This window comes from Marinifilum sp. N1E240, assembly GCF_009295825.1.
GTDB classification, from domain to species: Bacteria; Bacteroidota; Bacteroidia; order Bacteroidales; family Marinifilaceae; genus Marinifilum_A; species Marinifilum_A sediminis.
Window position 1 is genome coordinate 70,593 of the sequence record NZ_WHKF01000006.1, and the last position, 21,419, is coordinate 92,011.

Below are 21,419 nucleotides of genomic sequence, written 5' to 3' on the forward strand. Positions count from 1 at the left end.
ACAGAGTTATGACTTCGCTCTCTATTCATTAGGATTCAATATAGTACATGAAAAAATATATAAATTGGTTTGCCTGGATAAGTTTGGGTTTGGCTTTTTGCTATGGCGTAATATTTACAAATAACACGCAAGAACTTGAACATCTAAAAGTATTACAATCGGCAAATCTTAAACTGGGAGAAGCAAACAAAGGTGTTCATCCTGTCTACAAAAATGATAGTCTGTTTGGTTTTTTGGCAACAGGTTCATCGCAAGGATATGGTGGTCCTTTGCAGGTTGCTGTTATTAGCAACACAACAGAAGGAATTGTAAGTACTGAATTGTTGAAAAGTTTTGAAACCCCTTCGTTTGTGGCAAAACTTTCGAACAAAAAATATTACCAACAATACGAAGATAAAAATCTAACAGATCATTTTCAGATAAAACAGGATATTGAAGCTGTATCTGGTGCTACAGTAAGTTCTTTGGCAATAGCCAATGCTGCTCGCGATGCTTCTTATCTAATTGCCAACAATGTATTTAAGCTCCAAACCCCAAAAATAGAGAAGAATTGGAGATTAACTCCAAAAGAAGGAATTGTTGCTGTAATCATTGTTATCGCATTCTTAGCCATCTATTTTAAGAGTAAGAAATTGATTTATTTCAATCTATTTTTGGGATTGGTGTTCATCGGTTTTCTGTTTAATGCATCACTTTCCTTAACTCACTTCGGACGAATATTGTTAGGGTATTTCCCTGAGATTCACTCCCATTTAAGTTGGTGGTTACTTGTTGCGGCAACACTTAGTTTAATTATTGTTTGGGGCAAAAATGTATATTGTACAGCAATTTGTCCATTTAGAGCAAGTCAGATGTTGCTGCATCAAATTTCTGGGATCAATATCAAAATGGATAAAACAATCGGGAAGATATTAACTCACACTCCCCTGGTTTTAATTTGGTTGTCTCTTCTACTGATATTTATCTCACAAAATCCAAGTGTCTCTTCCTATGAACCATTTGCGATGTTGTTTTCCTTAAAGGGTGCAGGAATTCAGTGGTATATATTACCTACTTCACTTATAGGGGCATTGTTCTTTTCAAATTTCTTTTGCCGATTCTTTTGTCCGGTAGGTGGTATTTTAAATTGGTTGATAGCCAGAAGAAATCAAGTTAAAAATCTGATTCAAAAATAGAAACAACATGCTTAAAAAGATCAAAATCAATAAAGAAACAATGGCTGGATTTGCTCTGTATACAATCTGTCTGCTGTCTATCCTTCTTTATATAGCTAGTAACTTTTAAATAAATATAGACTTGTAGTTGGCGCTTGGGTTTATAAAAAAACGGTTTTACTGCACTTGCAGTAAAACCGTTTAATATTTTCTATATCTACTTCAATAAATGAAGATTTCTAAGACATTGTTTGCAGACAACACTGCTTGTATTTTTTACCTGATCCGCAAGGACAAGGATCATTTCTGTTCACCTTCCCTCCTTGCTCAATAGGCGACTCAGTAGAAGCAAATAGGTGCTCCATATGCTGGTAATGATTTTTCCATTCAGGATCGCGCATTTCACAAAAAGCTACTCCTTTTTGAAAATCTGTCACTCTTCCCTCCATCACATCAATATAATACTGCAATTCAATTGCCGTGTGTTTTCCTTCGAATTTAGGTAAGAGCTCTTTGAACTTTTTAAGTGTATCTTCTCTCATCAAGTCCCCTAATACTCTTATGTAATGATCCAACCAATGAAAGTTTTCTTTTTCTAAAATGGAGTGAATTCTGCCAAATTGCTCTTCCGTTGCATAATATAAAGCTTCGAAACAAAAAATGTAAGGAGTTTTGTGTTCCTTCTTAATATTCTCCTCGATAAAGTACAAAACCTTATCTACAAAAGCACTAGGATATTTCTTTGCCAGCAGTCCAGCCAAATAAACAGCTTGCTCATTCATCAAATCCCAATCCTCCTCGGTAGTGAACATTTCCAGTAAAGGCTCAAACAGATCTTCTGATAAATGTTTCTCAGCAACAATAGCATACCACAAAGGTGCTGGCAACATTATTCTCAATTCATCGGAATAATATGCTTCACCATTATAGGCATTTTTTAATGCATAAACTAATTTCTTGTTAATGTCATCATTACTTTCCTGATTTCTCAAGTAATCAATAGCCTCGTAAGGAATTCCCTTCGATTGGGTATCTAATATTTCGAATGCGTGTATTGTGGAACGAATCATATATTCAAATTTTATGGGGCAAAGATATGGATTTTTATATGCTTACACAGTTTGCAAACTCTACTTTAAAACAGTTTTTATAATCGGTATCTATTCAATTTGCGGATATGAGCGTCAATAAAAAAAGAAGCTCTTCAATTCACAGATATTATTACAAAACAAAAAATCAAAATCATTATCAAAATAAATGAGATTTTGACTGAACAATTCATGTACAAAGACACACTTCAATCAATTTATTAAACTCTCAGCAGCTTTAAACTGGGCTATTTCACATGTTTCTCACTGATTTTCTGATGTTAAATACGCTTTAGATTTGTTTAAGAAAAATTACCATCTAGAATAATCCTATACAAAATGGTGATTCCAACTATTTTTAATGATAAAAAAAATCCCAGGACAAATGTCCTGGGAACAAAATCAAAAAAACTAAACTTTGTGGATTAATTTTCCACTTTAAAAACTTTCTTTAAGATATCATCCATTAAACACCATTTGGTAATGGACGATTGTAAGAGATTTAAACCAACAAATGCTGTTAATAACAACCAGTTGATGTTCACATAAAATGCCAATAAGATACTTACTAGCACCATAGTTCCGGCAATTGCTCTTATAATTCTCTCTCTCATTTCTTTATATTATTGATTTTAAATAAACTTTTCCACATCAAGCATGTATGCGTGTATTGGGCTACAGCAATCAATACCTGAGTTAAATGTCTCAATATGTTTGAGTAAGCTATCCCCTTTTTCTTCGTTTAAAAATGCGAATGTAGCAGTGGAATCGTAATGGTTTTTACTGGAAGCAAACCAATTGGGAGCTTCACAATTTCCACCTTGCTTTTTCGTATATCCTTTCACATCAAATTCACTGTAAGCATCAACGCCTGCTTTATTGTAAATTTGCTTTAACTCTTCGTAAAAGGCTTTTACACAAAATATAATAACAACTTTCATAGATTAAATATTAAAATTACTGATCATTATTTTCTGTTAATTCTACATCATTTTTCACTTCAGGATACTTCTTCTTCTCTGTCATGTAATAGGTTAATGGTACAATTACCAATGTTAGGAATGTTGAAGCAATAGAACCTCCCATTAATGAAATGGCTAGTCCCTGAAAAATAGGATCGAATAGAATTACCACAGCACCAATCACCACCGTACCTGCAGTTAGTAAAATTGGAGTTGTACGAACTGCACCCGCTTCAATCACCGCTTCTTTTAATGGCGCACCATCCTCTAATCTTAAGTTGATAAAATCGATCAGCAGAATGGCATTTCTCACCATTATCCCTGCCAGGGCAATCAATCCAATCATTGATGTTGCTGTAAAAAATGCACCCAACATCCAATGACCAACCAATATTCCAACTAATGATAAAGGAATGGAAATCATCATTACAAATGGTACTTTAAAGTTTTGGAACCAACCGATAATTAGCATGTAAATTACCAGAAGAACAACTGCAAAGGCAGTTCCCAAATCACGGAATACTTCGTAAGTAATTTGCCACTCGCCATCCCATTTCAGACTGTAATTATCCTCGAAAAATGGTTGCTCGGTATATTCTTCCATCAATTCATATCCTTCAGGAACCTGAACATCTGATAAATGTTCTGATATTTCCATGATACCATAAACCGGACTTTCCAATTTACCTGCAACATCGGCAGTTACATAAACCACACGTTTCTGATTCTTACGATAGATGCTCTTCTCCTTAATTTTTTCTTTAATTTCAACAATATCACCTAGAGGGATTAATTGCCCCGTTTTGGTTAGGATATTGATTTTCTTCAGATCACTTAAGCTGCTTCTATCCTTCTCCTGCAAACGTAGATCAATTCCCACCTGCTCGTGTTCGTGCTGCTGATACAACTGAGAAACCTCATGACCACGAAGCGCCATATTTAAGGTATGCACAACCTGCTGAGTTGATACTCCAGCCAACATTGCCTTTTCCTTATCCACATTAAACTGGAATTCGGTTTGATCATCTTCTACTAACCAGTCGATATCAACAACATCATCGGTTTGCCCAAAAATAGATTTCACTTGTTTCGCAACTTGAATTTGTCCTTCAGTATCTGGTCCGTAAATTTCGGCAACAAGGGTTGACATTACAGGAGGTCCCGGAGGAACTTCAACTACTTTAACATTGGCATTGAATTTCTTTCCTATCTCTTGTAAGCCCGGACGAATTGCTTTCGCGATATCATGACTTTGTAAATCACGATCTTTCTTATGTGTTAAATTCACCTGAATATCAGCTACATTTGAACCTCTTCGTAAATCGTAATGACGAACCAATCCATTAAAGTTCATTGGAGCCGCAGTTCCTACATAAGTTTGGTAATCTATCACATTTTCCTGCTGAGCAATGTAGGCAGCCAATTCTTTAGCAACAACCGCAGTTCTTTCCAAAGTTGTTCCCTCAGGCATATCAATCACCACCTGAAATTCATTCTTATTATCGAAAGGCAACATTTTAACAGCAACAGACTTAAAGTAGATCAAAGTCATAGATGCCAATAACAAGACACTTACAAAACTGATGAATCCCCATCGCTTTAATCTAGACTCCAACATTGGTCTGATGGTAGCGCCATACATTTTGTAGATTACAGAATCTTCCAATTTAAATGCTTTCTCATTTTTATCCTCTTTCACATTAAATTGCAATAATCTATATGCCAAATATGGTGTAATGGTTAAGGCAACCAAAAGTGAAAAAATCATGGCTATAGAAGCACCAATTGGCATTGGACTCATGTAAGGTCCCATTAATCCGGAAACGAAAACCATTGGCAATACCGCTGCAATTACGGTAAATGTTGCCAAAATTGTAGGATTACCAACTTCGTCGATTGAACGTAATGCCGCCTGCATAAATGGCAATTGCTTCATTTTAAAATGCCTGTGCATATTCTCGGCAATGATTATGGAATCATCTACAACAATACCAGTTACAAATACCAAGGCGAATAATGTAATTCTATTTAATGTATAATCTAGAAAATAGTAACTGAACATGGTTAGTGCAAAAGTAATTGGTACCGAAAGGAATACAACCAGTCCACCACGCCATCCCATGGCAAGCATTACAACAAAAGTTACCGCCACAATAGCACCTAAAAGGTGTAATAAAAGTTCGGAAACCTTATCAGAGGCAGTTTCTCCGTAATTTCTGGTTACATCAACTTGAACATCAGAAGGAATTAAATCTTTCTGAAGCGCTTCTACTTTTGTTAGTATTTGTTCTGCAACTTTCATTGCATCTGCGCCTCTTCGTTTAGCTACCGAAACGGTTACTGCAGGGTATTCTCCTCTGAAATTCTCTTTCGCCTCATTTACTTTTCCGTATCCAAAACTTACATACTGTGAAGATATTTCAGGTCCATCGATAACTTCAGCAACCTGCTTCAAATAAATCGGACTTCCCTTATAAACACCCACAACCAAATTGGAAACATCTTCAGCATTTTCGAGAAATTTTCCAGTCTCAACTAAGTATTCGGTATCATTACTATTGAAAGCTCCCGATCCTATTTGTTGATTTGAGATTTGAATTTGTTGAGAAATACTTAAAGCATCGATATTGTAACCAGCCATCTGTTCGCGGTTCAAAACAACACGAACTTGTCGCGAACGACCCCCAATTACCTTTGTTTCCGATACTTCGCTTACTTTTTCAATCTCATCGTTCACTTCCTGAGCAATTCTCTTCAACTGAAAATCGTCGTAAGTCTCGCTCCAAAAAGTCAAACCAAGCACAGGAACATCGTCAATTGCCCTGGTTTTAATCAATGGCATAGATGTGCCTTTTGGCATCTCATCCATGTGTTTCATGATCTCATTGTACATTTTCACAAGAGATCTTTCCACATCTTCGCCTACATAAAACTGAACAATTAACATAGCTTGTCCCGGCATTGATGTAGAATAGACATACTCTACTCCCGGAATATTTGCTACCACCTTTTCCAATGGCTGCATCACACGCGATTCTATTTCTGAAGGACTAGCTCCCGGATACATTAAGAATATATCAGCAATGGGAACATCAATTTGTGGTTCCTCCTCTCGAGGCGTAAGATAGGCGCTATACACACCAATCACCATAAAGGCAGCCATTAATAAAGGAGTTAATTTTGAATTTATAAATAGTTGGGCTATACCACCCGCAAATCCTGTTTTCATCTATTTTTGTTTTTAGGAATTCATAAAGAGATCAATTCAAATTCGGATCATCATTAAACCGAAAATTAATTGTCTTTACTTTATAACTACACTTGCACCATCCCAAATTTTCCCCTTGTAGGAAACAATGTATTGCTCACCATCACTTAATCCCGATAGAACTTCAACCATATTATCGGTAGATTTTCCGGTACGAATCCAACGTAGCATTGCTGTTCCCGATTGACTTACAGTGTAAAGCCCTGTTAATTGTCCTTTTCTTACTAAAACATTCTTGGGAATCATGATGCTCGGCATTCCGCCCTTTTTAATCATTACATTTGCATACATTCCACTAAATAATTTCCTTTTCTGTTCTTTTGTAGGATTTAAAACTATTTTGGCTTCGAACTGATTTCCAGTGTACAAAGCGGAAGGGTTAACCTCAGTAACCATGCCTTCAATTTCAATATTGTTTAAAGCGCTAATTTTCACTTTTACAGCATCATTCTTTTCTATCTTCGAAATTTCAGTTTCAGGTATTCTGGCAATCACTTTATATTCTCCTGGCTTTTCAATAGCAACCAAAGGCATACCTGGCGAAGCCAAATCACCATCATTCATATATTTTCTAGTGATAATACCGCTGTAAGGAGCTTTAATCGCAGCATATTGTAGCATTTCATTAACTTCTTCTTCCATTTGCTTTACCGCTTCCAATTCAGCTTTTGCCATATTGTAATTGGTGCTTACATCATCCATTTCCTTTTGAGAAGCACTTTTTTGTTCAAACAAAACAGTAAAACGATCAAAATCCTTTTTTGCATTATTGTAAGCAGCTTCCGCTTTCAACATATTTGCTTTTACCTGTAATTTTTTAGCCTGAATATCTTTATCCTGAATTTGAACTAATAGCTGACCTTTTTTTACTTTTTGACCAGACTCCACATAAATTTTAGCAATTTGTCCCATAATTCGAGTACTTAAATTTGAATGTGTTTCGGCTTCAATTTTACCCGAAAAACTCAATATTTCAGGTTGGTTTTCCATTTTAACAGTTGCAACCGATACAGTAAGATCAGTCTTAGCATTTCCATTTGCATTAGACTTCTCTCCGCACGATTGGAAGCCAACAGCCAGAGTTGCCACAATTGCTATGATAAAATATTTGTTAAGTTTCATATCTGTAAATTCTTTGAGATTAGTTTTTATTATTGTAGATCTTTTTCAAGAAGTAGTTCTAATTGAAATACCGACACATGATATTTATATAAAGCACTTATATATTCCAGGTTCTTAAGCAATGAAACAGATTCTGCTTGAAGAACATCGGTAGTTTTCTCTAAACCTTGCTTGTAACGATCATTTCGAATCCTAAATGCTTCTTCGGCTTGAACTTTTGCCAGTTTACTTAAATTAATTCTGTCATAAGCAACCTTAAGATTACGCTTCGCTCCTTTTATTTCCATGCTATTTCTAAACTCGTAATCGGCTAAGTCTAATTCTGCAATTTTTAATTCGGCTTTTGCCTTTTGAACTTTTCCAGCATTTTTATACCCACTAAATAAATTCCAGGAAAGACTGGCACCAATCATATAATTATTAGCTGATGTTCCCAATAGCTGATCATCGTTCCATTCGTAAGCACCAAATGCATTTAATCGAGGAAGAAATCTCATCTTTTCAGATTTCAACATATTTTCTCTTGCTTCCATTCCTTTCTTGTAAGCCATTAAATCCGAACGAACTCCTTCATTCTGGTTATTATTAAGGCTCTGAAGTATCGAAGGTTTTCTTTCTAATTTATCTACTGTAACAATCGACGTTTGAATATCAACACCCAACATGTAAGCTAAGAATTCACCCGCTTGCTTTCTATTATTTTCTGCATCAGCCAGCTGAGTATTTATTTCCAGAACTCTTACTTTGGCTGCCAGAACATCGGCATCTTTCACATAGCCTTGTTTCAAATTGTTTTCGGTAAGTTCTAATGCAGACTGTGCAGTTTCCAATGATTTTTTATAGACTTTTACCGCCTCATTCGCCAATTCCACCTGATAATATGCTTTTTTAACTTCGAAATTGGTGAAGTAGATCGTTCGTTCTGTTCTAAAATCTACAGCTTGTCTTTTTGCATTGGCTGCCTTTCTTCCATAAATCCCATCGAAATTGATTAATGGTTGCTCAATAGCAATCTTTGTATTGTAATTCTCAATGCGATCCGGATTATTTAATAACACAGGATTAAAATCAGCCTGTGTTGTTATTTCCTGCTTTAATTTAAATCCAAAAACTGTGAGTGGATCATTTGTTGTTATCGCGGTGTGTGAAAGATTAATAGTAGGTAAAAAAACAGAATTGCTTTGTCGGAACTCTGCTTTTGCTACTTGTCCTTGCTCCTTAGCCTTGTTTATTTGCCTATTATTTTCCGATGCCTTAAGCAAGGCATCTTTCAAACTTAATTTCAATTCTGTTTGCTGCCCCATAACTGGATTGTAATTTCCAACAAGCAGAATACTGATAATTAGATAGGTGAAGTTTCGCATGTTTTTTGTCTCTTTTTTTTGATTTCAGATCAAATCTATATTGTTTTTTCTATATATCCAAATATCTACATGTTTCGGATTTAAATTTAAATTTATAAGTTCTTATTAAAAAACAGATTAGTTACTGAAATTTAGGATATTAAAAATCAAAAAACAATAATTACTTTATATAATATATGCTAACTTAACATGAAATAAAAAAAGCTTTCCATAAATGGAAAGCTTTTTTCTCTTAAATTCGAATGAGATATTTTATTCTTTCAACTCGATAAGAAGGAGATTCAGAACTTTTAGTGCTGCCACACGAATGTTTCGTTCTCGAACTTTGTAAAGTGATAACTTTTGAGAAATTACTTTTGATTTAGATGCTAAAGCAATCCATACCGTTCCAACCGGTTTTTCTTCTGTACCTCCATCTGGTCCCGCAATTCCAGATGTTGCAAGTGCATAGTCCACATTTAAAGCCTTTCTCGCTCCTATTGCCATTTGTTCAACAACCTGTTGACTAACCGCACCAAAGTTGTTTAAATCCTCAACATTTACACCCAGAACTTTTTCCTTAATTTCATTGCAATAGGATACAATACTTCCTTTAAAATATTCTGAACTACCAGAATGTGAAGTTATCAAATGTGCGATATAGCCACCTGTGCAACTTTCAGCTGTACCCATTGTCAAACCTTTTTCTTTTAAAAGTTTGGCAACACTTTCCTCCATTGGAGTATCATCAAAACCAAAAATATTTTCAGGAATAATTTTCTCTAACAATTCAACTTGTTTGTTGATTGCAAGCTCCAAATCTTCTTTATTTTCACCTGTAACGCTTAATCGCAATCGAACTTGTCCTGGTGATGGTAAATATGCCAGTTTCATTCCTTTGGGAAGATTTCCCTCCCAATCTTCTAACATTTCAGCTAATAAGGATTCACCAATCCCTTGAGTCATAATTGTTCTATGAACAATTGCTGGAGTTGAATAGCACGTACGTAAAGCATTTAATACACCATTCTCCATAATTCCTTTCATTTCGAAAGGTACGCCTGGCATGGATATAACTACTTTGCCATCACGTTCGAACCACATGCATGGTGCCGAACCAAAATTATTATCAATAATTCTGGCTTGATCAGGAACAAGAGCCTGTTCCACATTAAAATGATTCATTGGAATACCATAACGCGACAATCTTTCCTGAATTTTTAGGTACAACTTATCATCTTGCACCAATTTCATCCCAAAATAATCACTCAATGTCTTTTTCGTAATATCATCATTGGTTGGTCCCAATCCTCCTGTCATTAACACCAATGAAACTCTCTTAAATGATTCTTCTATGGAATTAATAATATCATTTTTTTGATCTGAAATACTATTGATTCTGGAAACATCGATACCAATTTTATTCAGTTCTTTTGCCATCCATGCTGAATTGGTGTCTACGACTTGTCCAATTAGTATCTCATCACCAATGGTTATTATTTCTGCTTGCATGATACTTGAATTTCTAATAATAAAACTAATTATTTAGGATTCTTTTTTATAATTAATTGCTTTTAATCGTTGTAATAGTGTTGGGTGTGAGTAATAAAAGAAAACGTATGCTTTGTGCGGTGTTAAATTACTTAAGGAACTAATTGACAGTTTTATCAATGCATCACCCAATGCTTTTCCATTGTAATTTACATCAGCAAATTCATCGGCTTGATATTCATTATGTCTCGACCAAACATTCATAATCAATCCTAAAATTGTTGAAATTGGCGAATACAATATGCCAAAGGCTATTAAACCTAAATGAAAACCATGTACTTCGGATCCTAATGCTTCTGATAAAGCAGGATTACCAATAAAAATGGAAAAAATATAAAACATTAAACCGGTTTGCATCAAGGATAAAGCGATTCCACTTAAAGTATGTTTTTTCTGATAATGACCAATCTCGTGAGCCAAAACCGCTACAATTTCTTCTGTTGTGAGTTCATTAATTAAGGTATCAAATAAAACAATTCTCTTTTTAGCTCCTAATCCACTAAAATAGGCATTTCCTTTAGATGATCTCTTTGAACCATCCATTACAAAAACATTGTCCAGTTTAAAATCAGCCTTGTTAGCAAATTCTTCTATTGCCGATTTTAATTCTCCATCTTCCAAAGGAGTTTGCTTATTAAAAAAGGGTACAATCACAGAAGAGTAAAACATGGTCATAAAAATCATAAAACCTGCAAGAACAGACCACGCCATCCACCAAAAATTATCGGTAGTTTGCAGATATATCCATATCAATAATGCCAATAAACCTCCGCCAATTATTATTCCTAAAATACCGCCTTTAATTCTATCTAAAATGAAAGTTTTAATGGTGGTTCGATTGAAACCATACTTTTCTTCAATCACAAAGGTAGAGTAATAAGTAAAGGGCATTCCAACAATACTTGAAGCAAGCATAATTACACCAAAAAACAATAGTGCAATTAAAATTGGATGATCTGTAAATTGTCTTGCCAACTCATCAACCCAGGCAAAACCGCCTAAAACAATCATTAAAAAACTCCCTATAAAGCTTATAGTTGATGATAAAAAACTCAGTTTGTATTTTGCACGTTGATAATCTTGGGATTTTTTATATTTCTCTTGGTCGTATATACCTTCTAAAACTATAGGTAATTCTGGCGTCCAATTTCTAAGATTTAAAACATCCAATATCCTTTCTAAAAAGAAATCAAATGCAAGAATACTCAAAATTACATATAGTATAACTGTCGGTGTCATTGATATTTTTTTTAATGAATTAACAAAATTAAAAAACCCCTAAAAGAATCAACCTTTAGGGGGAATATTTTTATTGTTTTTATTATTTTTCACCAAAGAACTTGTCCAATCTGTAGTTATTTTGTGTTCGTTCTGTTAACAATTTGTAATACTCTTTTACTATTTTATATTCAGATGGTTTTTTCTCCAAATTACGATAAAAATTAATTGATTTTCTCATCCAATGATTAGCTTTTGAAAATTCTTCTTTTAATTCATATCCCATTGCCATATTGTAGGCAGCTCTTCCGGCAATTTTAACTTTTTCAGATTTTGATAATTTCTCCCAAAGCAACATAGATTGCTCTAAATCATCATTTTCAAGATAATATCGAGCCAAACCAAAATCCTTATCTCCTGCACTAAAGTACTTTCTGGAAATGGTATTCCAGGTCGGAGAAATCAACTCAGCATATTGTCTACCAATTTCGTACGAAACTTCCGACATTAACGTTATTCTTCTTGGTAACTTCTCCTCCACCAGAGTTTTATGCGATGTAGAATTCACTTCTGTAAATAAACTATCCGTAATTATACGTTCATCATGATATTTCTTTACCAATGGATCATAAATTCGCCAAATCGAGTAATAATTTATATCTGTTATTCCCCAATATTCCTCTTCTTCCAACACTTCGTACTTATTAAAAATTTGAATATCCTCCAAGCATATTAACACATCTGAACCTGTTAATTCACAAACACTATCAACTTGTGCCCATGACATTGGTTCAAAATTCCTATCCCCTACAATATATTTAGGAGGTAATTGTATAAAAGGGATTGTATCAACTTCCAAATATTCTGATAAATTTTCAGATAGACCTAAATGACAATTTTCTGCTTTGATACTATCATAATTTGTAGAATCGAAATAATTTAATGTGTTAAGTTTAAAATATTGCCCTAATGTATCAATATCAAAATTTGTGTTTCGGTCGACAAAACCATAAGTTTTTACATCGGGTGGGATAATAATATCAGGTGCTCTTAATGCTTCAAACTGATACAATGCCGTAGTTTGGCAGGATGATAATAAAAACAGAGAAAATACTACACAGTAATATCTCCAGAGTATTTTGCTTTTGTTAATAAAATAATTAGTCATTTGGCAGTTATATTCTTTAGATTTGGATTAGTTTCCTAACCAATATTTTCGCAAAAACCATTCCAAAATCATTATTATGACAATAAAACTTAATAAATATACTAAATCAACAGCATAACCATAACTTACTTCTGTTGTAACTGTAGGTTTCGTTCTTTTTTCGGATAACAGAAATTTCTTTAATTTTTCCAAATTAAGCAATGTAAAATACTCACCATTGGAACTTTTCGAAATTTGTTTTAATAATTTCCCATTTGCCTCCAAGTTCTTTGATTCAAGATTATTATCTCTTACGACGAATGCGCCATTTGCTTTTAATTCTTTTTCTAGACCAACAGTTTTAATCTGATATGTATATTTATCTTTCTCAAGAAAATTTAAAGATAAAGAATAAGCAAGATCATCTTTGTTAAAATTATAATTGTAATTTTTCCCTTTGCTATCTGTAAAAACAATATTTAAATCCGGTTTGTTCGTAATCTGATAACTTTTATTATACAATTCCGCATCAATTTTAATCACATCGCCTTTAATAAAATCTTTATCATGCTTCAAAATCAATTGATCTTTATTCACTTTAAGAGCCTGATATTGCACCATTCTATTTAAAAGCTCATTAAAAGAATCATTCGATTCATACATCTGAAATTCATACAGTTTCCATCGCCACAATCCCTCTCCAAAAATCCAAGCAATTTTTTGATCGTAGATAGAACTAAAAGAAATTAAAGGATATTTAGTACTAATTCCTTTCACTTTCTGATTTGCCAAAACTTGATTTTCCACATTAAAATTTACCATTCCAAATGGAGCTTGAAGTGGCGGCAATTTTTCAAAAATATTATCCTTAGAAATATCAGATTGGAACAAACTAAATAACTTATTTCCATCATAAACTGCATTCTGAACCAAGTCGCTATTTTGGGGAAAGTTTACACCTAATTCCAATATATTTAATTCTGCTAAGCCTGAACTTCCTCCAATAATCATCAACAAAGGAATTTTTTGTTGAACCACTCTTTGAAACAAAGCAGCATAAGAATTTTCTGTAGATGGAATCTGATACATCACGCACAAATTCACATTTTTTAAATCAACATTTTTCTCCGATACATCAATTAATTCTGTATTGAAGTTTTTGTTTTCATCCAAAGCCGATTTTATAGCCGCAAGATCAGGATGATATTGATCAAAACAAATTGCTATTTTTCTTTTACTTTCCAATACTTCTACAACAAATTCGCTTGAGTTATTCTTTAATGTATACTCTTCGGAATCACTTATTACATTAACCACAAATCGTTGAATTCCTTTTTTATTAGCTTGTATAAAATAATCCTTTTCAATATAAAATGATGTTTTTTCAGAACTGATTTCATCCTGGATTAAAACTTTATTTTCTCTTTTAATCTCAATTTGAAAATTACCAGAAGTGATATTATTTGCTTTAATACCAACTCTAACCGGCATTTTATTATTTGTAAATGCAATTTTATTCGATTTTACAGAATAGATAGAGACATCACTTATTGCACTTGTATCACCCAATTGTATGGTATGTATAGGAATTCCTAGTTTATTTACCTCATAAGCTGGATTCTTTCCGGTATTGTACAATCCATCACTAGCTAAAAGAACCTGAATATTCTCATTTGCACCATAATTATCTTTTAAAAAAGTCAAGAATTCTGAAAAGTCTGTTTGCGAATCTTCGAACTGAAAAGTATCCAGGTTTTTTACATTTTCGCCAAATGTGAATTTATTGATTTTGTATTTCCCTTCTACATCCTTAAAAAAAGTTGTGATTTCATTGGGATACTGATTTAAATAATAAGAGGAATCTTTAGAAAAACGTATGGATGAAGAATTATCCTGAGCGAAAATAAGAATAGGTTTATTCTCTACTCTTTTATTGTATTTTACCCGTGGTCCTAAAAGAAGAGATAAGATTAAAAAATAGGCTGTAAACCTAAGACCTGACAGCATTAAAACTTGCAATCGAGACAAGTTATTATGATATTTATTTTTGTGAAAATACTGCCAATATACAAGTCCTAAGGAAACTAATATTATAGGCAATAACCACCATAAAGATTTTTGTGTTACAAGAGATACGTCCAATTCTAATATTTTTATTATTAAAACAAATGTAACAAACTATTCCTGTCGATTATTAAAATACAAACCGATATTTTATTAGAATTGTCATTTTTCAAAAGAGTACAAATTCAACTAAATAATATTCAATCATTTCATAAATCAATCTCAAATGCAATTTTTAAAATAGACTTTTTAAATGCAATAAGAATCTAGTCAATCTATTGATTTTAAAATGTGATTTCACCAATAATATTCCATTTAAATAGATTGAAATCACAAGATTTAGCACCAAAATCTATCTTGAATTAATCTAAAGAAGCAAGATAATTAAAGTTTTAAACTTCTTTAACACTTTTTCAGTCCATTTAACCCCAATCTCAGCTACATTTGTAATAGACAAAACAGAAAAGTGGTTTTTTCATAGAAGAGAATAGGGTTATAAAGTGAATAGAAAGAAGTCGGGGTGGTTCCCGACTTTTTTATTTAATAACCATCTGTTTTAAATCCTTCCATTTTAGCTCTGCAAACAGAATCCCACAGAAAATCAATAATCCTCCTATAATTGTTCTCTCAGTTAATGCTTCGTTTAAATAGAAATATGCGGTTATTGCAGCAAATAATGGTTCAAATGAAAATATAATGGAAGTTGTAATTTCTGATATGTATTTCTGATAATAGTTTTGCACCGTATACATAAATGCTGTTGCAAATAAAGCAGTAAACAAAATTGCCTGCCATAGTTTATATTGCGTTGGAACATATAAATCTCCATTTATTCCCGCATAAACAATGCATACAATTCCAACCAATAAAAATTGTAACAGCGATAACAAAACACCATCACATTTTTTGCTGTATTTCCCAACCATAATTATATAAATGGCAAATAAAATTGCAGATAAAAACACCCAGCTATCACCTATATTAAATTCTATTTTACTCCCTAATGTTAGCAAACTTAATCCTGAAGTTGCTAAAACAACAGCTATTAGAATATTAATTGAAGGTATTTTCTTCTGAATTATGGCTAAAATAATTGGCACAAAAACAACCGACAAGCCAGTAATAAAACCGCCTTTTGATGCACTGGTATATTGCAACCCAATGGTTTGAGCCAGAAAACTAAATAGAAGTGGGAGTGATAAAAGAGAAGCATTCTTAAAGGTTTCCCAATTGATTTTTCTAAGTCTTTTTATAAAAATAAGACCAAGTACAAGGCTTGCCAATAAAAAGCGATACCCAAGAAAGCCAGCAACACTAATTAATGATACGGCATCTTTAATAAACACAAATGTCATTCCCCAAAAAATGGTTCCTAACAGAAGTAGTAATATTGATTTGTTTTTTATACTCATATTTCAACTGATTTGATATTTACATGTAAATTATTCACATTTTAATTGAACTATACAATTAAGCATGTGAGACCGAATGCAATATCCACTCAGCAATCTACTTGTAAAAAATATCCAAAATAACTTGTTGAATTTGTCCCAAATCAGCTTCATAACTTATCAATTAATAAGTGAAGCTATGGTACACAGTGTAGATCTGTGATGAGCTAAGATGATATTCGAGGTCTTCCATAGCATGGAATATCATCAACTGTAATTCTTATAGATGCTCAATCTGTTGCGAAGGTAATTTTTTTAATGAAATACTCAAATAATTTTGATTTTTACTTACAAAAAAATAAAACTCAATAAAATATCTACAATTAGTATCTTTCTAAATATCAAATCCCGGTCGTACAAAATCTCTTGAGTTAGGAAATACTTCTTCAACCAATGATCTCATACCAGAAAGTAATAATAACATTGGCAACATTCTGTCTTCCGATTCCGGAAATCGATTCAAATACAAGGTCCAGGCATCAATAGATTTATCAATGGATATTAATGCTACTTTTCCTGAAGCTATACTATCGTGTTTATAGAATTCATTTCCTGTTTCTTCGGTATTGGCACGACTTCTTAACGAACGAAATAATTTACTAGGAATAATGAACTGATACCAACGTATAATTTCTGACACATTAAAAACCATTCGCTCATCCTCATTCATTTCCTCTTCTTCCTTAAAATCAAAAAGTTCTTTCAAGCTATTCGATCCGACATATATCAATGTTTCGTAATCAGAAAACCATGCATCAACCAACTCTGAATATTTGTCTGCCTGTAGCATAATTTGACTCTTAAAAATCAACTCATCCTTTTCTTCCTCTTCTTCAGCATCAAAATCCAATGCCTTTTTGGGCAATTCCATACCCAAATCCTTAGCTGCTTGATTTAAAAGTTCCATACTCAATTCGAACATCTCATCGAGATTTTCCATTGCAGATGAAGCTTCAGAGTCGGATTCTGTAGATTTAATATCAGGAACTCCTTCCTCCATCATTTTATAGTTAAGGCAATTACCGGTAAAATCACAGCGTTCACACCAACCATCGCAATAGTTATAAATGCCAGGAATTAAATTCGGATTTTGAATAAGTGCAAAGAGTAAATCTTTATTCATGTAGTAGTTTTGATCTTAAACAATAGTATTTAGGAAAATTTTAGTTTAAATGATATTTAGTTTTAATCAAAAAACGATTGACTTTTACTTCGTAAAAGTTTATGTTGTTGATAATAAATGATCTATTACATAAACCTTGCCCTCCTAATTATTTCGATGCTTATTCAGCAATAGTAAGCATTCTTGGTTATCAAACACATTGTACTAATTATTGTTCATTTAGTTTCATTAATTCGGCATGTTTTTTAAAAATATTTTACCACATAAAAACTCTTCATCAAGCAATACTCTATTGTTCAGTATAATTATTGCAATTCTTGGTGGATTTTTAGTTGGTGGATTTTTACCAAATATTGCAATTAAATTTTCAATTTTTGGAGAGATATTCCTGAATATACTAATGATGTTGGTCGTTCCAATGGTAATATTATCAATGTTGGTTGGAATTTCTAAACTCGATGATTTAAGAAATCTTGGCAGCATAGGAAGCAAAACTCTCCTTTATTATATGCTAACAACTGGAATTTCGGTTTGTATTGGAATTCTTTTGGTTAATCTTATTCAGCCGGGAAGCCATATAAACATACCTCTCCCTGATGATGGATTGAATGTAATATCAAAAAATATACAAATATCAGAAACCCTAAAAGAATTAATTGTTGGAAATCCTGAAAATGAACAACAAGGTATAGTTGCATACAACCTATTTTTAGCCATGGCTAAAATGGACATTCTTCCATTAATAATGTTCTCTCTCTTTTTTGGAGCAGCTTTGGCATCATTAGGCAAAAAAGCTAAAAGAACCATTGAATTTATATCCGTTTTAAACGATGGAATAATGAAATTGGTAAATTGGGTAATGTATCTTGCTCCTATCGGAATTTTTGGATTAATAACCGCCAGAATTGGCAAAGCAGGAGGTTATGAAGGCTTTTTACCCGAATTGCTTTCGCTTGGAAAATTTAGTCTTACTGTTTTATTAGGATTATCAATTCATGCTCTAGTAATTTTGTGTATTGCTCTCAAGATATTTGGAAAACGAAATCCCATTAAATATGCCAAAGGTGTTGCAACTGCGCTAATGAATGCATTTTCTACTGCCTCAAGTACCGCAACACTTCCACTTACATTGCAAGGTGTAAATCAACAAAATAGAATTTCCGAAAGAACCAGTAATTTTGTACTCCCTTTAGGTGCAACCATTAATATGGATGGTACTGCCCTATACGAAGCGGTTGCTGCCATATTTATTGCACAACTTTATGGATTGGATTTAAGTTTTGCACAACAGTCAGTAATATTCTTAACTGCCACATTAGCTGCAATAGGTGCTGCAGGAATTCCAGAAGCCGGACTAGTTACTATGGTTATAGTATTAAAAGCTGTTCACTTGCCAATAGAAGGCATTGGTTTAATACTATCTATCGATTGGTTGTTGGATAGATTCAGAACCACAGTAAATGTTTGGGGCGATAGCGTAGGTGCTGCAATTATCGAAAATTACACCAAAAAGAAAGCCACTTCGGATTGAAATGGCTTGATAGTAATAATTGAATTCTATTTATAGTTCTTCTATTTCAGACATGTATTCCGAAGTATGAACTAGTAACTTTTGCAATTCAACCAAAAGTTCTGTTTTATTCTCCTCTTCCATTCTACTCATTGGTGATCGAAATTCTTCCTTAACTTTTCCCATAAGGCTTAAACCTGTTTTTACAGGAATAGGATTGGATTCGATAAAACACAATTGAATAATTTTCAGATATTTTAAATGTAGGTCTCTTGCAGCTATTAAATCACCTTTTAAAGCAAAATTCATTAAATCATGAAATTCTTTTGGAAAGAGATTTGCAATCACAGAAATCACACCATCAGCACCTAAACATACAGCTGGAAAAGCCAAAGCATCATCTCCTGAGAAAACCATAAAATCTTTTGGTTTATCTCTTAAAATACAAGCCATTTGCTCTAAATTACCCGATGCTTCTTTTATTCCGGCGATATTATCAAATTTATTAGCCAACTCAATTACAACATCACAAGGGATATTGCAAGCCGTTCTGCCAGGAACATTATACATTATTACAGGTATGTCAATCGATGTCGCAATCTGCGAAAAATAGTCAATCAATCCTTTTCTTGTAGGTTTATTGTAGTATGGAGCAACGACAAGAACTGCATCAGCACCTAAAGATTCTGCCAAAAGTGAATTTTCAATAGCTGTAGCCGTGCAGTTAGAACCAGTTCCAACAATTACAGGCACCTGTTTATTCACTTTTTTCACCACAAATTGAATTACTTCAGCATACTCTTCTTTCGATAGAGTTGCTGCCTCACCTGTGGTGCCGCATACAACAATCCCGTTGGTTTCATTTTCTAAATGAAAATTAATTAAACCGTCGAATGATGCGTAATCAATACTTCCATCTGCATTAAAAGGTGTTACCACAGCAACAATTGATCCCTGCCAGTTTTTTCTCATTTTACTTCTTTTAATAATTCATAATATGAATTGAAATCTAAAATAACCCCAATAAACTCCTGATTTACATTACATCAATATACAAAACAAACAGAAGCTTATTGGTATTATTCCTTGATTAAAAATCCTACTTGGTTAATGTAGGGTTGTGGTTTACGGCTGCAAATATAGAATGGGAAGGGATATCAATAAAATTTTTAGAAAATTTATTCAAAAATTCTACATTCTGTTAGTTTTTCAACATATTTGTAGAGAAATTCAACAAACATTAAGAATAATGATAACAATTCCACAAGTTGTAGAAAAAATTGTAAGTGCTCAACCCTTTTTAGCAGAAGCTTTGGTTGAAGGTTTGATCAACGTTTCGTCATTGGCCCGCAAAATACAGAATCAAGTTGAACAAAGTGTAAAAAAACCTGTGAAAATTGGTGCAATTATAATGGCTCTAAATAGATTGGCTCCTAATCTTGAGGTAAAAATTAATCCTGGATTAAAAGAAGTAATCACAAATGTAGGTGACATAATTGTGAGATCTCATCTTGTTGATTTCACTTATAAAAACTCAAATACACTGATTGAAAAACACACAGAATTATTAAAATCTATTGGTCCAAACCAAGAGTTTTTTTACACAATGGTACAAGGTGTTTTTGAATCGAATCTGGTTGTTTCAAGTTCCTTACAGGAAAAGGTTGAAGAAGCTTTTTCGGGCGAATACCTGGTGTCTAGAAGTCAACAGCTATCGTCGGTAACCTTAAAGTTACCTGCTGCCAATAGCCAACAACTTGGTTTTTATTATTTTATTCTGAAAAATATTGCCTGGGCTGGCATAAACATACAAGAAGTAGTTTCTACAACAAACGAATTTACTTTAGTTGTTAACGATGCCGATATAGATAAGACATTTTCTGTTCTAAAAAATATGGGGAATCATTAGTAGATTCCCCTTTTATCTTATTTGCCAAAGCAACACTTCTTGAACTTTTTACCACTTCCACAAAAACAAGGCTCATTTCTGCCTGGTAAACTTTCTTTCGTTATTGTATTAGGAAACTCTCCCGAAACATAAACCCAACTTCCATTTTCCTTTATAAAATATGATTTTTCATGAATAAATTCACTTAAACGATTCTCAAAGAAATGAGCTTTAAATTCAACAATACCTTCAGTATCGGCTTTAGTACCCAACTTGGTTTTCAAAACCTCCAACCTAATCCATTTTACCGATTTAGCCCAATTGAGAATTCCTTCTCTATCTTCTGTTGGTCTTGTTTCCGAAGCATAGGTTTTTAGAATATAATCAATATCCGCTAGAACAAAGGCCGAATATCTGCTTCGCATTAGTTCTTCTGCCGTTTTAGCTTCTCGAGTACCATTATGAATTGCCCCACAGCACTCCTCGTACGTTAAACTATTACCACAATAACAAAATTCATCCATAGTTAT

17 protein-coding genes are annotated in these 21,419 nt (G+C 33.3%); 3 read left to right on the top strand and 14 right to left on the bottom strand.

Annotated features, from left to right (window positions below; genetic code table 11):
• The first annotated feature begins 47 nt into the window (after window positions 1–47).
• Window positions 48–1,175, top strand: a complete 1,128-nt coding sequence (locus tag GCQ56_RS14965; protein ID WP_152735340.1) for an FMN-binding protein — start codon at window positions 48–50, stop codon at window positions 1,173–1,175.
• A 218-nt stretch (window positions 1,176–1,393) separates the two neighbouring features.
• Here the strand turns inward: GCQ56_RS14965 and GCQ56_RS14970 are convergent, their stop codons facing one another.
• From GCQ56_RS14970 to GCQ56_RS15025, 12 genes are all read right to left on the bottom strand, one after another.
• Complete coding sequence (locus GCQ56_RS14970; RefSeq protein ID WP_152735341.1) at window positions 1,394–2,224, bottom strand: YecA family protein; 831 nt, start codon at window positions 2,222–2,224, stop codon at window positions 1,394–1,396.
• A 443-nt stretch (window positions 2,225–2,667) separates the two neighbouring features.
• Entirely contained in the window at window positions 2,668–2,856 is a 189-nt protein-coding gene (locus GCQ56_RS14975) for a DUF2892 domain-containing protein (RefSeq protein ID WP_152735342.1), read from the bottom strand.
• An 18-nt stretch (window positions 2,857–2,874) separates the two neighbouring features.
• A complete protein-coding gene (locus GCQ56_RS14980) occupies window positions 2,875–3,183 on the bottom strand; it encodes a hypothetical protein (RefSeq protein ID WP_152735343.1) in 309 nt (102 codons plus the stop codon).
• A 16-nt stretch (window positions 3,184–3,199) separates the two neighbouring features.
• Window positions 3,200–6,433 carry an efflux RND transporter permease subunit gene (locus GCQ56_RS14985; RefSeq protein WP_152735344.1) on the bottom strand — a complete coding sequence of 1,078 codons (3,234 nt, stop codon included), beginning with the start codon at window positions 6,431–6,433 and terminating at the stop codon, window positions 3,200–3,202.
• A gap of 75 nt (window positions 6,434–6,508) precedes the next feature.
• Window positions 6,509–7,594, bottom strand: a complete 1,086-nt coding sequence (locus tag GCQ56_RS14990; RefSeq protein WP_152735345.1) for an efflux RND transporter periplasmic adaptor subunit — start codon at window positions 7,592–7,594, stop codon at window positions 6,509–6,511.
• 29 nt (window positions 7,595–7,623) lie between these two features.
• Window positions 7,624–8,958, bottom strand: coding sequence for a TolC family protein (locus GCQ56_RS14995; protein ID WP_152735346.1), 1,335 nt, complete (start codon window positions 8,956–8,958; stop codon window positions 7,624–7,626).
• 252 nt (window positions 8,959–9,210) lie between these two features.
• Window positions 9,211–10,449 carry a competence/damage-inducible protein A gene (locus tag GCQ56_RS15000; RefSeq protein WP_152735347.1) on the bottom strand — a complete coding sequence of 413 codons (1,239 nt, stop codon included), beginning with the start codon at window positions 10,447–10,449 and terminating at the stop codon, window positions 9,211–9,213.
• A gap of 33 nt (window positions 10,450–10,482) precedes the next feature.
• On the bottom strand, window positions 10,483–11,727 hold the full coding sequence (locus GCQ56_RS15005) for a M48 family metallopeptidase (RefSeq protein ID WP_152735348.1): 1,245 nt from the start codon (window positions 11,725–11,727) through the stop codon (window positions 10,483–10,485).
• A gap of 82 nt (window positions 11,728–11,809) precedes the next feature.
• Window positions 11,810–12,874, bottom strand: coding sequence for a DUF6340 family protein (locus GCQ56_RS15010; RefSeq protein WP_152735349.1), 1,065 nt, complete (start codon window positions 12,872–12,874; stop codon window positions 11,810–11,812).
• A 27-nt stretch (window positions 12,875–12,901) separates the two neighbouring features.
• Window positions 12,902–14,995, bottom strand: a complete 2,094-nt coding sequence (locus tag GCQ56_RS15015; RefSeq protein WP_152735350.1) for a VWA domain-containing protein — start codon at window positions 14,993–14,995, stop codon at window positions 12,902–12,904.
• Window positions 14,996–15,453: 458 nt separating this feature from the next.
• Window positions 15,454–16,329 carry a DMT family transporter gene (locus GCQ56_RS15020; protein WP_152735351.1) on the bottom strand — a complete coding sequence of 292 codons (876 nt, stop codon included), beginning with the start codon at window positions 16,327–16,329 and terminating at the stop codon, window positions 15,454–15,456.
• Between the two features lie 373 nt (window positions 16,330–16,702).
• Entirely contained in the window at window positions 16,703–17,491 is a 789-nt protein-coding gene (locus tag GCQ56_RS15025) for a hypothetical protein (protein WP_152735352.1), read from the bottom strand.
• 238 nt (window positions 17,492–17,729) lie between these two features.
• Between GCQ56_RS15025 and GCQ56_RS15030 the strand changes: the two genes are divergently transcribed.
• On the top strand, window positions 17,730–19,022 hold the full coding sequence (locus GCQ56_RS15030; protein ID WP_152735353.1) for a dicarboxylate/amino acid:cation symporter: 1,293 nt from the start codon (window positions 17,730–17,732) through the stop codon (window positions 19,020–19,022).
• A gap of 30 nt (window positions 19,023–19,052) precedes the next feature.
• Here GCQ56_RS15030 and dapA read toward each other — a convergent pair whose 3' ends face one another.
• Window positions 19,053–19,973 (bottom strand): 4-hydroxy-tetrahydrodipicolinate synthase, encoded by a 921-nt coding sequence (dapA, locus tag GCQ56_RS15035; protein ID WP_152735354.1) that lies wholly within the window; start codon window positions 19,971–19,973, stop codon window positions 19,053–19,055.
• A gap of 277 nt (window positions 19,974–20,250) precedes the next feature.
• On the opposite strand from dapA, the gene GCQ56_RS15040 reads away from it, so the two are divergent.
• Window positions 20,251–20,910, top strand: a complete 660-nt coding sequence (locus GCQ56_RS15040; protein WP_152735355.1) for an aspartate kinase — start codon at window positions 20,251–20,253, stop codon at window positions 20,908–20,910.
• 17 nt (window positions 20,911–20,927) lie between these two features.
• On the opposite strand, the gene GCQ56_RS15045 is transcribed toward GCQ56_RS15040, so the two are convergent.
• Window positions 20,928–21,413 (bottom strand): YchJ family protein, encoded by a 486-nt coding sequence (locus GCQ56_RS15045; RefSeq protein WP_152735356.1) that lies wholly within the window; start codon window positions 21,411–21,413, stop codon window positions 20,928–20,930.
• Between the last annotated feature and the right edge of the window lie 6 nt (window positions 21,414–21,419).